This window comes from Roseovarius sp. ZX-A-9, from assembly GCF_028369135.1.
Classification (GTDB): Bacteria; Pseudomonadota; Alphaproteobacteria; order Rhodobacterales; family Rhodobacteraceae; genus Roseovarius.
This window is the reverse complement of sequence record NZ_JAPWHW010000003.1, coordinates 187,669-201,648: the sequence shown is the minus strand read 5'-3', so window position 1 is coordinate 201,648 and position 13,980 is coordinate 187,669. Positions and strand designations below refer to the sequence as shown.

Sequence of the window (13,980 nt, the reverse complement as noted above, 5' to 3'; positions counted from 1 at the left end):
GCACCTATCGTCATTCCTGACTGCGGGTTAGCGCGCTGGGCGTCTCCGTGCAAGCCTCGGCGCAGGATTGAGGCAGATGCGGCACTTCAGGCGGTGTGGCCCGAAGGTATGAATTTCGCGCAGGCTTGCGTTGGGGCGGGCGTGTCCGCGGGGCACATTGCGCCGGTTCAGGGCACCACGCGGGCGGGTCGGGCGCGCAGCGCCATCACCACCTCGACCAGCGCCGCTCCAACGATCATGCTGGCCCCCAGCAATTGGATTTGGCCAAATGCCTCATCCAGCAGTATTGCGCTCGACACAACGCCCGCCAGGATTTCGAGGGTAAAGAGAAAGCTGAGCAGCGCAGGCGACAGGCGCTGCGCGCTCCACATCGTCAGGGCCATCACCGGCAGGATAAAGAGCGCCCCCATCGCGAGGCCAAGGCCGAGGGCCGGCAGTGCATCGGCGCCCGGCAGGGGCTCGTCAACCATCAGCGTGTAGGCTGAAGCGACCAAAGTGGCTGAAATCATGGTCACCAGCGTTGTCGACGAAGCACGCGCGGCACCTTCGGTGAAGATCAGAGCCGCGCCGATTGCCCAGGCCACGCCCGAGATAATCGCCAGAAAGTCTCCTGGGCCCACCTGCGACAGCGACACATCGCCGCCCAGGACCATGAACGCGCCGCCAAGCGACAAGGCCAGCGTGAGGCTTGATGTGTGCCGCCAGCGTTGACCGAGAAACGCCCATTCGATGATCTTGCTCCAGGCGGGCGCAAGGTAGAACAGCAATACCGCGCGCATCACGTCCGTCAGCACGAGCGCGATGGCATAGCAGGCCACAGCCAAACCAACCAGCAGCGCCCCGCAAAGCGCGCGGCGGCTCAGGCGTGGCATTTGCCTTGTGACCAGTAGGAAAAGCAGGATCGCGACCAACGCGCCTAAATTTCCCGCAATCGCAATTTGCCCTCCAGACAGCCCCAGTCCTTCGAGATAGCGGATCGGAATCCACCACAGCCCCCAAATGATCGCGGCAAAAAAGGTCATCATGACCGGGGCAAGGGTCTGTCCGGCGAGTGGTCTGTTCATGGGGGGATCGTTTCAGAGTTACGAGGGCGGGGTCAGCTTGCGTCGCCGTCCGGCGCGGAAGAGGCCATGCCGTCAAGCCAGCGCATCAGCGCCGCGATCTGATCGTCAAGCCAGGCTCGCCCACTGTTCACGCCCTGCACGTATTCGCCCATCACGTCGGCGAGTGCCGGCACCGCGCGGCTGATCTGCGGGGCAAAGACATAGAGCAGGGTCAGGACCGCGGCGATCGCGATGATCAGGATGAACCCGCGCCGGAATCCACCGCCAGTATTTTCGCCGGGCGCCACGGGGTACATGTCCTCGGCGGCGGAACTTTCGGCTTCCTCGTCGCTGCTACGCAGAGAAGAGTTGATTTCCTCGATGTCGGGAAGCAATCCGCGACGTGAGGACGGGTCGATATCCGGTGTTGCCTCTGTCTCTGGCTGGCCGCGCAGACGGGCCATGCGTTCGCGCGCTTCGCGGCTACGCCGGTCGCTGCCTTCGTCGCCAGTGTCGAGGCCGAGATCGGGCTGGGATTCCAAGCTGCCGGATTCGCGTGCCCTGACCTGTGCCTCGCGCTCTGCTTCTTCGCGCAGAACATTGGCCACCTCGGGATCCAGCCGCCGACGCTGGGGGGCTTCTGACGCAGGATCGATATCCTTGCCTTCGGTATCCGTGGCTGGGGTGTCCGCGCCTTCGGTATCCGCGCCTTCAGCATCCTCGGCATCGGCATCCTGAGCATCAGTATCCGTGGCGTCGGTATCGGTGCTATCGGGGGCAGTGTCATCGGCGGTCTGCTCCGCCTTCTTGCGGTCGGCGTCATAGCCGACTTCGACGGCGAACCGATCGTTGGCTTCGTCATCCTCGACGGGATGGTTGGGGTGATGCTGATACCAGGTGTCACCACAATTGGAACATTGCACATCCCGACCGGATTCAGGGAGCACATCGTCTGGGATTTCGTATTGCGCCCCGCAATTCGGGCAAGTGAGCCTCATTCGATCACCCCATTGAGCACTGGTATGGCCATCTTCGTCGGACGCACGCAGGCGACCGTGACCTTGATCGGTACCATAGGACGAAAAACGCGGGCGGAAAAGAGTAAAGGATTTGTGCCCCGCCGATTGCATGCGCGCGCCCGGTGAGGCATTTAAGAGGCGAAGCGGAAAAAGGGGCAGCCGTGATCGAGCTGGAAAATGTAGCGTACAGCTATGGCGGTGCCGAGTTATTGAGTGACATCTCGCTCAAACTGCAGCCGGGGTCATTTCATTTTCTCACCGGGCCGTCCGGATCGGGCAAGACCACGCTGCTGAAGCTGTGCTATGCCGCGCTCATTCCCACTTCGGGTTACGTGCGGCTGTTTGACACGGATGTGCGCGCGATGGAGCGCGACGATATCGCGATGGCGCGGCGGCGCATCGGGGTGGTGCATCAGGACTGCCAGTTTCTCAATCATCTCAGCGTGGCGGAAAATATCGCGCTGCCGCTCACGGTGTCGGGGCGCGCCGACGATAGTGAAATGGACAATCTGAACGAATTGACCGGCTGGGTTGGTCTGACCGCGCGTGCGGATGCCCTGCCGCCGGAACTGTCCGGTGGCGAGCGGCAGCGTGCGGCGCTGGCGCGGGCTGTCATCATGTCGCCGGATGTGGTGTTGGCGGACGAGCCCACCGGCAATGTCGACTGGGAGATGTCGCAGCGCCTGATGCGGCTGCTGGTTGAGTTGAACCGCATGGGCAAGACGATCATGATCGCCACCCACGATCTGGCGCTGATCCGTGCCGCCAAGCCGCATGTTCAGGCGCGCGTGCTGCGCATCTCGAATCGGCGGCTGCAACTGGCGGGGGCGGACCTGTGAGGCTGAATATCGATCTCTTGCGCAGTATTCTGTGGGGCGATGCGCAGGCCGACCGGGTCGTGCCGCCGACGGGCTTTACCGCTTGGTTGACGCTATTTTCCTCGGCTGCGATGGCATTTCTGGCGGTTTTCGCGCTGGCGCTGTCGCTGGCGACATCGCGGTTGGCGGATCGGTGGGGGGATGAGCTGGCGCGCAGTTCGACCTTGCGGATTTCGGCTCCCGAAGGGCAGATGGCAGCCCAGACCGATGCCGCGCTGCGGGTACTGGAGACGACAGCCGGCGTCGCGTCGGCCCGCGCCCTGTCCAATGCTGAACAACGTGCCCTGTTGGAGCCGTGGTTCGGCCCTGATTTGCCGGTCGAGACACTCCCGATCCCGCAGCTGATCGAAGTGATCGAGGAGGGCAGCGGATTTGATGCGGCGGGGCTGCGCCTTCGGTTGGCCGCCGAAGTGCCCGGCGCGGTACTGGACGATCATACCCGCTGGCGGGAGCCGCTGGTGCGTGCGGCCTCGCGGTTGCGGCTGTTGGGTTGGGTATCTCTGGTGCTGATCGGCGGGGCGATGGCGGCGATGATCACGCTGGCGGCCGGTGCGGCGCTGGCCGCCAATGCGCAGGTAATCGGCGTTCTGCGCCTTGTGGGCGCGCGCGACGGCTATATCGCGCAGGCCTTTGTCCGGCGCTTTACCCTGCGCGGCCTGATGGGCGCATCTATAGGCATGGTGCTGGGAACGCTCGCGGTGGCCGCATTGCCGCGCGCAGAAGTGGGCGGCGGGTTCCTGACCGGATTGGGTTTCCAGGGCTGGCACTGGTTATGGCCGCTGCTGATACCGTTGCTGGCCGCGCTGGTGGCCTTTCTCGCCACGCGCGCTGCCGCGCGCCGCACATTGGGAGAGATGTCGTGACCTACGCGGTCCAATGGCTACGGTCGCTGGTCTTCGTGGTGCAGATGTACGCGATGATGCTGATCCTTGGCATCGTCTTCTTTCCTTGGGCGGCGTTCAGCCGCCGTGGTGCGCTGATCGCCTGCAAGACCTTCTGCAAATGGGTTTGCTGGAGCGCGCGCTGGATGGTGGGATTACGGACAGAGGTGCGTGGCCCGGTGCCCCAGGATGAGGTGCTGATTGCAGCCAAGCATCAGTCCTTTCTAGACATAATCATGATTTTCGCAGCCGTACCTGCGGGCAAATTCATCATGAAACGCGAGTTGATGTATGCGCCGATCCTTGGGCAGTACGCGCTCAGGATCGGCTGCGTGCCGGTCGATCGCGGCAAGCGAAGCTTGGCGATCAAGAAGATGGTTGGCGACGTGGCGCGCGGCACGCAGTTGCCGGGCCAGTTGATCATCTATAGCCAGGGCACGCGCATCGCGCCCGGCGTCAAGGCCCCCTACAAGGTTGGCACCAGCGTGCTTTATCAGGAGCTGGGGCAGGATTGTGTGCCTGCCGCCACCAATGTCGGTGTCTTCTGGCCGCGCCGCGGGTTCTATCGCAAGCCGGGTCTGGCTGTGGTCGAGTTCCTGCCGCGCATTCCCGCAGGGCTCGACAAAGCGACCTTGATGGAGCGGCTTGAGAGAGAGGTCGAAGCGGCCTCGGACGCGCTGCTGGACGAGGCCGGATTTCAGGTGGACAAGACGCAGGCGTGACCGCTCTCGCGGCGTTGGAGCGGGCCCAGGGCCTGCCGAACACGGAGAGCTTTGGTCGCTTCGCCTTGAACCTGAGCCATTCACTTCAGATGAAGATGGGCGTCCTGCGAAGGACAGAGCCGTCACTGGTTTGCGGGATCGCGGGTGCGGTACCTGAAACGAAAAGCCCCGCCGGCGTTGCCGGCGGGGCTGTGTCGCGAATTTCAGGCGGTTCAGAAGGTGAAGCCAACCCGGAACCCTATGGCTAAATCAGGCGTGGATCGGCCCATCGCCGCAGGCCAGTGCCGCCTCGCGCACCGCCTCAGAGTAGGTCGGATGGGCGTGGCAGGTCATTGCCAGATCTTCGGCAGAGGCGCCAAATTCCATTGCGACGCAGACCTCGTGGATCAGATCGCCGGCGCCGGGGCCGATGATGTGGCAGCCCAAGATGCGGTCGGTTTCCTTGTCGGCCAACAGTTTGACGAATCCGTCACCGGCAAAGACCGCCTTGGCCCGCGCATTCCCCATGAAGCTAAACTTGCCCACCTTGTAGGCGCGGCCCTCGTCCTTCAGTTCGGCTTCGGTCTTGCCGACGCTGGCGACCTCGGGATGGGTGTAGATCACGCCGGGGATGACGCCGTAATTCACATGGCCATGTTTGCCTGCCAGAACCTCAGCGCAGGCCATGCCTTCGTCCTCGGCCTTGTGGGCCAGCATCGGGCCTTCGATGGCGTCGCCGATGGCGTAGATGCCCTTGACGGAGGTTTGCCAGTGCTCATCCACGGGGATCTGGCCGCGCTTGCTCGGCTCGATTCCCAACTCCTTGAGGCCAAGCCCGTCGGTGTAGGGTTTGCGACCGGTGGCGACCAGCACGACATCGGCATCCAGCACATGTTCGCTGTCATCCTTGCGCAGCTTGTAATGCACCTTGGCCTTGGTCTTGGTCGCTTCGGTCTTTTGCACCGCGGCGCCCATGATGAATTTAAGCCCTTGTTTTTTCAGCATACGTTGGAAGGTGCGCTGCACTTCGGGATCCATGCCGGGGGTGATGGCATCGAGAAACTCGACCACGGTCACCTCGGTGCCGAGGCGCGCATAGACGCTGCCCATTTCCAGGCCGATCACGCCCGCGCCGATGACCACCATCTTCTTTGGCACCTTGCCCAATTCCAGCGCGCCGGTGGAGGTGATGACGACCTTTTCGTCGACCTCGACGCCGGGCAGGCTGCTGGGCTCTGACCCTGTGGCGATGATGATGTTTTTCGCCTCGTGGACCTCGTCGCCCACCTTGACCTTGCCCGCTTCGGGGATCGAACCCCAGCCCTTGAGCCAGTCTATCTTGTTCTTTTTGAACAGAAATTCTATGCCCTTGGTGTTCTGGCCGACAACGTCGTCCTTGTAGGACAGCATCTGTTTCCAGTCGACCGAAGGGCTTTTGCCCTTGAGCCCCATGGTGGCGAAATTATGCTCGGCCTCGTGCAGCATGTGGGTGGCGTGCAGAAGCGCCTTGGACGGGATACAGCCGACGTTGAGGCAGGTGCCGCCCAGCGTTTCGCGGCCCTCGACGCAGGCGGTCTTGAGCCCCAATTGCGCGCAGCGGATGGCGGCAACATAGCCACCGGGGCCAGCGCCGATGATGATCACGTCATAGGAAGCCATTTTGGAAATCCTCTGGATTTTGGACGTCGGTATCACGTCGGTATTGCATCAGTATTGCGTCAGTGGGGTCTGCTTTAGCCAAGCTGACCCCGATTTGCCACCGGGGTCAACCGGGGGGCAGGCGGGAGCGCTTCTGGCTGCGGGTAGAGATGAAAATTTTTGCAACGAAGAAGCGTTTAGAGAAGGGCCGCAAGCAGCATCAGCGCGGTGGCGCCGAAACCGATGAGCCAGATGAAGGAGCGCCACGGCGAGAGGCCGAAGGCGTAGGCGGGGACGTAGAGCAGGCGGGCGATCAGGTAGACCCAGGCGCAGGCCGTGGTGAAGGGCGTGGACTGATCGCTGAGGGTGATCACGGTGCAGGCGATGGTGAAGAGGATCAGCCCCTCGAAATGGTTGGTCATCGCCCGTTGCAGCCGACCCGCCGTGCCGGTGAGTTGTACCGGCGTGTCGCGGGGGCCGAGCGCGGTTTTGGTGCCGACCTGACGGTTGGCGGTGACCGAGTAGGCCGCGAACTGGAGCACCTGAAGCAGGGCGGCGAGGGTGAGGATTGTGAGCTCGGGGGTCATTTTCTTCACTTTCGATGGCACCGGATTTCAGGTCCGCGGTCGAGCAAGGCGGGCTGACGCCCGCCCTACCGGTGCGTGCAGGCCGGGCTTCAGCCCGGCAGCGATCACAAATCCATCAGCAATCGGCGCGGGTCTTCCAGCGCTTCCTTGACGCGGACGAGGAACGTGACCGCGCCTTTACCGTCCACGATGCGGTGATCGTAGGACAGGGCCAGATACATCATCGGGCGGATGACGACTTCGCCGTTGATGGCCATCGGGCGGTCCTGGATCTTGTGCATGCCAAGGATACCCGATTGTGGCGGGTTCAGGATCGGTGAGGACATCAGCGAGCCGTAGACGCCGCCATTGGAGATGGTGAAGGTGCCGCCCTGCATTTCGGCCATGCTCAGCTTGCCATCACGGGCGCGGGCACCTTTTTCGGCGATGGCCTTTTCGATCGTGGCAAAGCTCATCGAGTCTGCGTCGCGGATCACCGGCACAACGAGGCCCGTGGGCGTGCCCGCCGCGATGCCCATATGCACGAAGTTCTTGTAGACGATATCGGTGCCGTCGATCTCGGCATTGACCTCTGGCACCTCGCGCAGGGCGTGGCAGCAGGCCTTGGTGAAGAAGGACATGAAGCCCAGTTTCACGCCGTGTTTCTTGACGAACTCTTCCTTGTACTCGTTACGCAGTTCCATCACCGCGGTCATGTCCACCTCGTTATAGGTGGTCAGCATGGCGGCGGTGTTCTGGCTGTCCTTGAGGCGGCGCGCGATGGTCTGGCGCAGGCGCGTCATCTTGACCCGTTCCTCGCGTGCGGCGTCCTCGGCGGGGACGGGGGCGCGCGGGGTTGCAGCGGGGGCGGCAGGTGCGGCTGTCGTGGCAGCCGAGGCCGTGGCTCCGGCGGCAACGGCGCGGGCGACATCGTCTTTCATGACGCGGCCATCCCTGCCGGTGCCCTTGACCTGATCGGGGTTGAGCCCGGCCTCGGCCATCGCCTTCTTGGCTGATGGTGCATCCTCGCCCTTGCGGGGTTCAGCGGTTTTGGCATCGCCCGAAGAGGCGGTTTCGGCTGCGGGGCGTTGGGCGGGTTCCACCGCACCGTCGGCCGCGCCCGAGAGCACCGCCAGCTTGCCGTTGGCCTGCACGGTCTCGCCTTCCTGCGCGAGGATCTCGGTCAGGGTGCCGGCGGCGGGGGCGGGCACTTCGACCGAGACCTTGTCGGTTTCCAGCTCGCACAGCATTTCGTCCTGGCTGACGTTGTCGCCGACCTTCTTGAACCAGGTGCTGACGGTCGCCTCGGTCACGCTCTCGCCCAAGGTGGGGACCATCACATCGACGTTGCCGCCGCTGCTGTCGTTTGAACTCTCTTTGGCGGCTTTGGCAGGAGCGTCTGCTTTGGCGCTGGTCTGGGCGCCGGCGCCTGCCTCGATCGTGGCAAGCAGGGCGTTGACGCCGACGGTGTCGCCTTCGGCGGCGACGATCTCGCCCATTGTGCCGGCGGCGGGGGCGGGCACTTCTACCGTGACCTTGTCGGTTTCCAGTTCGCAGAGCATTTCATCGACCTGCACCGCATCACCGGGTTTCTTGAACCAGGTGGCAACGGTGGCTTCGGTCACGGATTCGCCCAAGGTGGGCACGCGGACTTCGGTGGTCATGGTTTATTTCCCTTCGATCGTCAGCGCTGCGTCGACCAGCGCGGATTGTTGTGCTTTGTGCTGAGACGCCAGGCCCGTGGCGGGCGAGGCGGCGGCCGGACGGCCGGCATATTCGGGGCGGGTGATCCGGGCGCCGATGCGCTGGAGAACCCATTCGATGTTCGGTTCGATGAACGACCATGCGCCCTGGTTTTTCGGCTCTTCCTGGCACCAGACCATTTCGGCGTTCTTGAACCGCTCCAGTTCCTTCACCGCGGATTGCGCCGGGAAGGGATAGAACTGTTCGAACCGCATGAGGTAGACATCGTCGATCCCGCGGGCGTCGCGCTCTTCGAGCAGGTCGAAATAGACCTTGCCCGAGCACATGACGACGCGCTTGATCTTGTCGTCGGGCGCCAGTTCGGTTTCGGAGTTGCCATATTGCGCATCGTCCCACAACACGCGGTGGAAGCTTGACCCGGTGATGAATTCCTCGGCCTTGGACACCGCGAGCTTGTGGCGCAAGAGCGATTTGGGCGTCATCAGGATCAGCGGCTTGCGGAAGGTGCGGTGCAACTGGCGGCGCAGGATGTGGAAGTAGTTGGCCGGGGTCGTGCAGTTGGCGACGATCCAGTTGTCCTGTCCGCACATGGTCAGGAACCGTTCCAGACGGGCCGAGGAGTGTTCGGGGCCCTGGCCCTCGTAGCCATGCGGCAGCAGGCAGACGAGGCCGGACATGCGCAACCATTTGCTCTCGCCCGACGAGATGAACTGATCGAACATGATCTGCGCGCCGTTGGCGAAATCGCCAAATTGCGCCTCCCACAGGGTAAGTGCGTTAGGCTCGGCCAGAGAGTAGCCGTATTCGAAGCCCAGCACTGCATATTCGCTGAGCATCGAATCGATCACTTCGTAGCGCGCCTGCCCCTTGCGGATGTTGTTCAGCGGGTAATAGCGTTCTTCGGTGTCCTGATTGATCAGGGCCGAATGCCGCTGGCTGAAGGTGCCGCGGGCGCTGTCCTGTCCGGACAGACGTACGGGAAAGCCTTCGGTCAGCAGTGAGCCGAAGGCCAGGGCCTCGGCCGTGGCCCAGTCGAACCCGGTGCCGGTCTCGAACATCTTGGCCTTGGCGTCGAGCAGGCGCTGCACTGTTTTGTGCAGCGGAAAGTCAGCGGGCGCAGTGGTGAGGGCGCGGCCAAGATCGTTGTAGGTCTCTTCGCTGATCGCTGTCGGGCCGCGCTGGTAATTGTCGTCGTGTCGGTCGAGATGGGCCCATTTGCCGTCGAGCCAGTCGGCCTTGTTCGGCTTGTAGTTGGTCCCGGCCTCGAATTCGTCGGCCAGATAGGCCTGGAAGGCGGCTTTCATGTCCTCGATTTCGCCCTCGGGCATCAGCCCGTCCTTGACCAGAGTCTCGGTATAGAGGCTGAGCGTCGTCTTCTGCTTCTTGATCTTCTTGTACATGATCGGGTTGGTGAACATGGGCTCGTCGCCCTCGTTATGGCCAAACCGGCGGTAGCAGATGATGTCGAGCACGACATCCTTGTGGAACTTCTGGCGGAACTCGGTGGCGACGCGCGCGGCATGCACGACGGCCTCGGGATCATCGCCGTTGACGTGGAAGATGGGGGCCTCGACCATCAGCGCGATATCCGTGGGATAAGGCGAGGAGCGCGAGAAATGCGGTGCTGTGGTAAAGCCGATCTGGTTGTTCACCACGATATGCATCGTGCCGCCGGTCCTGTGCCCCTTGAGCCCGGATAGGCCAAAGCATTCGGCCACGACGCCCTGTCCGGCAAAGGCCGCATCGCCGTGCAGCAGCACCGGCAGCACCTTGGTCCGGTCGGTATCGTTCAGCTGGTCCTGCTTGGCGCGTGCCTTGCCCAGAACCACCGGGTTCACGGCTTCGAGGTGGCTGGGGTTGGCGGTGAGGCTGAGATGGACCTTGTTGCCGTCGAACTCGCGGTCTGACGACGCGCCGAGATGGTATTTCACATCGCCAGAGCCATCTACGTCCTCGGGTTTGAAGCTGCCGCCCTGAAATTCGTTGAAGATGGCGCGATAGGGTTTGCCCATCACGTTGGCCAGCACTGACAGGCGGCCGCGATGCGGCATGCCGATGATGATGTCCTGCACCCCGAGCTGGCCGCCGCGCTTGATGATCTGCTCCATCGCGGGGATCAGGCTCTCGCCGCCATCAAGGCCGAAGCGCTTGGTGCCCATGTATTTGACGTGCAGGTATTTCTCGAGCCCCTCGGCCTCGACCATCTTTTTCAGGATCGCCTTCCGGCCCTCGCGGGTGAAGGAGATTTCCTTGCCGTAGCCTTCGATCCGCTCCTTGAGCCAGTTGGCCTCGTCAGGGTTGGAAATATGCATGTATTGCAGCGCGAAGGTGCCGCAATAGGTGCGGCGCACGATGTCGAGGATCTCGCGCACGGATGCGATCTGAAGGCCCAGAACATTGTCGATGAAGATCGGGCGATCCATGTCGGTTTCGGTGAAGCCGTAGGATTTCGGGTCGAGCTCCGGCCGGTAGGGTTGATCGCGCAGGCCGAGCGGGTCGAGATCGGCGATCAGGTGGCCACGGATGCGGTAGGCGCGGATCAGCATCAGCGCGCGCACGGAATCGAGCACGGCGCGCTGGATCACCTCGTCGCTGATCTCGACGCCCTCAGCTTTGGCCTTGGCGGAGATCTTCTGGCCGACCTCGCGCGGGGCGGGCTCGTCGGGCCATTCGCCGGTCAGGGCCGAAGTCAGATCATCGTTGGGGACGGGCGGCCAGTCGGGCCGCGCCCAGGACGGGCCGCTGGCCTCTTTCTTGACCTCGACTTCGGAATCGCCGAGCTGCGAAAAGAACGCCTGCCAGGCCTCGTCAACCGCGTTGGGATCGTTGGCGTAACGCGCATAGAGCTGTTCGAGATATTCGGCGTTGTGCCCCTGCATGAAGCTGGAGGCGTGGAACTGGTCATTGGGAGAATGGTCGGTCATTGGTTTACCTCGTGCGGGGCGCGCCCCTCAGTAAGTAGCATGGGGTTGATATGTCTGGCCGTGCAGCTAGGCGGCGGGCGGCGGACCATAGGCGTTGGTTTCGGGTTGTGACGGGCGGGTGAGCCACCAGATGAAGATCACCGCCAGAGCCAGTTGTACCAGGCTCAGCAGGGCCAGCAGGCCCATGCTGCCCATGTCCGGCATTTCGGTCATGTGACCGTCTGCCATCATCGGGGGGGTCGGTGTCAGAAGCCGCAACAAGAGGCCGGTCGCGGTGGGGATCAGGATGTACCAGCCGGGGCGCCCGGTGTCCTGCAGGCGCCGGAAACCGACCGCCAGGGCAGGCACGATCAGCGCCACGAAGTAAAGCAGGCTGAGAATGTTGCCCAGAAGGGATATCACGATGCCGACGATCACGTAGGCCAGAACGAACCACCAGTATTCGGACCGGCAGGCTCGCCCCGTGAACGTCGCGTATTTCTTGGTCAGGCAGGTTTTGACGGCGTCGGTCAGGGTCATGTCGATACATCCTTTCTATGGTGGCGCGGCGCTATTCCAGCTGCGGCTGTTCGATACGTTCCAGACGGTAGCCGTCGGGATGGGTGAATTCGGGGTAGCTGTAGTGGCGGCTGAAAATACTGAACATCCGGTAGCTGCGTTCCGGGTCCATCACCATCGCTGTCTCGTCAAAGCGGGTGATGGTCAGGCGCTGGTCCGGCACTTCCTCGGGGGGGCCGTAGCGCGCCATGATGTCGAGCGTTCCGGGGTCTGCGGGCGCGGCAAAATAGCAGCCCAGATGTTCGCCACCTTCAGGTGTCTGCTGGACCGAGACGACAAGATAGGCGTTGTCCTTGATCCAGAGAACGACAGAGCCGTCGTCGATCATCTGGATGAAATTGCCGGCCAGTTGCGGGATCGCGCGATAGCGGCTTTCCCAGTCGGGCATGCCGGTGGTGAAGCTGGCGATATGGGCATTGGCGATGGCAGTGACGGCAGGCAGGCTGCTTTTGTCCTGCCGTGCCCAGCCATCGGCCGCCAGAACGACGGCTTTCTGCGGGCCGGTGGTCATCGGATCGCTGCATATCTCGGCCACGCGGGCCATGGAGCCAGCGTGCAGCGGGGTGGCGAGCAGGCAGGCGAGCACCGCCAGCCGCACGCCACCGCGCAGATGCCGGGCAGATGCCCGACCGAGATGTCCAACCGCCCGCATCAACCGATGGCCTTCATCACGGCCTCGCCCAGACCGGCGGGGCTGTCGGCGACAACGATGCCGGCGGCGCGCATTGCTTCGATCTTGTCCTCGGCGCCGCCTTTGCCGCCCGCGACGATCGCGCCGGCGTGGCCCATGCGGCGGCCCGGAGGGGCGGTGCGCCCTGCGATGAAGCCTGCGGTGGGCTTCCAGCGGCCTTTCTTCTTCTCGTCGATCAGGAACTGTGCCGCTTCTTCCTCGGCCGAGCCGCCGATTTCGCCGATCATGATGATCGATTGCGTTTCGTCATCGGCCAGGAACCATTCCAGCACGTCGATATGTTCGGTTCCCTTGATCGGGTCGCCGCCGATGCCCACGGCGGTGGACTGGCCCAGACCCAGATCGGTGGTCTGCTTGACCGCCTCGTAGGTCAGCGTGCCCGAGCGGCTGAGAACGCCGCAAGAGCCGCGCTTGTGGATGTGGCCGGGCATGATGCCGATCTTGCAGGCGTCCGGTGTGATCACACCGGGGCAGTTGGGGCCGACAAGGCGGCTCTTGGAGCCTTCGAGCGCGCGTTTGACGCGCATCATGTCGAGCACCGGGATACCTTCGGTGATGCAGATGATGACTTCCATTTCGGCATCAATCGCTTCGAGGATCGAGTCGGCTGCAAAGGGGGGCGGGACGTAGATCACGCTCGCGTTGGCCTGAGTCGCATGCCGCGCCTCGTGCACCGAGTTGAAGACCGGCAGGTCAAGGTGCGTCTGACCGCCCTTGCCGGGTGTCACGCCGCCGACCATCTTCGTGCCATAGGCGATGGCCTGTTCGGTGTGGAACGTGCCCTGAGAGCCGGTGAGGCCCTGGCAAATCACGCGGGTGGTTTCGTCTATGAGGACTGCCATCTTGTTTCTGTCTCCTTGCGGGCCTTGCGGCCCCTTTTTAATCAATTGCGTGGCGTCGGATCAGGTGGCGGGCGCGCCACCCTGCCATGTCGATGTGCCCGAGTTGTCAGACCAGGTGCATTGGTAGCCATCCGGCGCGGTGGTGATCATCACGGCGGTGCCGGCCCCGTCGTTGAAGAGTGTGCTATGTGCGCCATTGGCATCGGGGTTCGTGGTGGCGGGTGGATGGAAGCGGCCCGATGCGATGGCGGCCTGTTCTGCCGTCGCGGCGCTGGGCGCACCGCAGATCGCGCGGGCCAAAGTTGCCGCGTCAGGCGTGCCCGCCGTCATCCGCCGGGGCGTGGCACCGGAGGTGGCGTAGGTCACATGCGGTTCGGTCTGCGGCGTGGTGCGCACCGGCAGATCGGTGCGGTACCAGCCGCAACCAGAGAGACCAAACGCCAGCAGCGCAATGGTACCAGCCCTGGTCGCGACATGTTTCATAGGGTTTTCCCTTCGTTGGTCGGCCGGAAGGCCGTTCGCGTGCGGCGTGCCG

The 13,980-nt window shown here is 63.4% G+C and carries 13 protein-coding genes; 3 read left to right on the top strand and 10 right to left on the bottom strand.

All coding sequences use genetic code 11. The features are described from left to right. Window positions 1-167: 167 nt before the first annotated feature. Together O3306_RS04750 and O3306_RS04745 are read right to left on the bottom strand one after the other, a co-directional pair. Window positions 168-1,064, bottom strand: a complete 897-nt coding sequence (locus O3306_RS04750) for a DMT family transporter (RefSeq protein ID WP_272004030.1) — start codon at window positions 1,062-1,064, stop codon at window positions 168-170. 32 nt (window positions 1,065-1,096) lie between these two features. After that, a complete protein-coding gene (locus O3306_RS04745; RefSeq protein WP_272004027.1) occupies window positions 1,097-2,041 on the bottom strand; it encodes a zinc-ribbon domain-containing protein in 945 nt (314 codons plus the stop codon). Window positions 2,042-2,223: 182 nt separating this feature from the next. Between O3306_RS04745 and O3306_RS04740 the strand changes: the two genes are divergently transcribed. Genes O3306_RS04740 through O3306_RS04730 form a run of 3 tightly spaced genes read left to right on the top strand, consistent with a single transcriptional unit; the run spans window position 2,224 to window position 4,543 of the window. Beyond that, complete coding sequence (locus O3306_RS04740) at window positions 2,224-2,901, top strand: cell division ATP-binding protein FtsE (protein WP_272004024.1); 678 nt, start codon at window positions 2,224-2,226, stop codon at window positions 2,899-2,901. Further along, window positions 2,898-3,803, top strand: coding sequence for a cell division protein FtsX (locus O3306_RS04735; protein WP_272004022.1), 906 nt, complete (start codon window positions 2,898-2,900; stop codon window positions 3,801-3,803). The genes O3306_RS04740 and O3306_RS04735 overlap by 4 nt, the downstream gene beginning before the upstream one ends. Then, entirely contained in the window at window positions 3,800-4,543 is a 744-nt protein-coding gene (locus O3306_RS04730; RefSeq protein WP_272004019.1) for a lysophospholipid acyltransferase family protein, read from the top strand. Before O3306_RS04735 ends, O3306_RS04730 begins: the two co-directional genes overlap by 4 nt. A 249-nt stretch (window positions 4,544-4,792) precedes the next feature. On the opposite strand, the gene lpdA is transcribed toward O3306_RS04730, so the two are convergent. From lpdA to O3306_RS04690, 8 genes are all read right to left on the bottom strand, one after another. Continuing rightward, entirely contained in the window at window positions 4,793-6,181 is a 1,389-nt protein-coding gene (gene lpdA / locus O3306_RS04725) for a dihydrolipoyl dehydrogenase (protein WP_272004016.1), read from the bottom strand. A 176-nt stretch (window positions 6,182-6,357) separates the two neighbouring features. Continuing rightward, window positions 6,358-6,747 (bottom strand): MAPEG family protein, encoded by a 390-nt coding sequence (locus tag O3306_RS04720; RefSeq protein ID WP_272004014.1) that lies wholly within the window; start codon window positions 6,745-6,747, stop codon window positions 6,358-6,360. A gap of 104 nt (window positions 6,748-6,851) precedes the next feature. Continuing rightward, complete coding sequence (gene odhB / locus O3306_RS04715) at window positions 6,852-8,390, bottom strand: 2-oxoglutarate dehydrogenase complex dihydrolipoyllysine-residue succinyltransferase (protein WP_272004012.1); 1,539 nt, start codon at window positions 8,388-8,390, stop codon at window positions 6,852-6,854. A gap of 3 nt (window positions 8,391-8,393) precedes the next feature. Further along, the gene (locus tag O3306_RS04710; RefSeq protein ID WP_272004009.1) at window positions 8,394-11,354 is read right to left on the bottom strand and encodes a 2-oxoglutarate dehydrogenase E1 component; all 2,961 of its coding nucleotides are present in this window, start codon (window positions 11,352-11,354) and stop codon (window positions 8,394-8,396) included. A 66-nt stretch (window positions 11,355-11,420) separates the two neighbouring features. Beyond that, the gene (locus O3306_RS04705; RefSeq protein WP_272004007.1) at window positions 11,421-11,873 is read right to left on the bottom strand and encodes a DUF805 domain-containing protein; all 453 of its coding nucleotides are present in this window, start codon (window positions 11,871-11,873) and stop codon (window positions 11,421-11,423) included. A gap of 31 nt (window positions 11,874-11,904) precedes the next feature. Continuing rightward, the gene (locus tag O3306_RS04700; protein WP_272004004.1) at window positions 11,905-12,564 is read right to left on the bottom strand and encodes a hypothetical protein; all 660 of its coding nucleotides are present in this window, start codon (window positions 12,562-12,564) and stop codon (window positions 11,905-11,907) included. Then, entirely contained in the window at window positions 12,564-13,445 is an 882-nt protein-coding gene (gene sucD, locus O3306_RS04695; RefSeq protein WP_272004001.1) for a succinate--CoA ligase subunit alpha, read from the bottom strand. Before sucD ends, O3306_RS04700 begins: the two co-directional genes overlap by 1 nt. Before the next feature lie 60 nt (window positions 13,446-13,505). After that, on the bottom strand, window positions 13,506-13,928 hold the full coding sequence (locus O3306_RS04690; protein WP_272003998.1) for a hypothetical protein: 423 nt from the start codon (window positions 13,926-13,928) through the stop codon (window positions 13,506-13,508). Window positions 13,929-13,980: the final 52 nt, after the last annotated feature.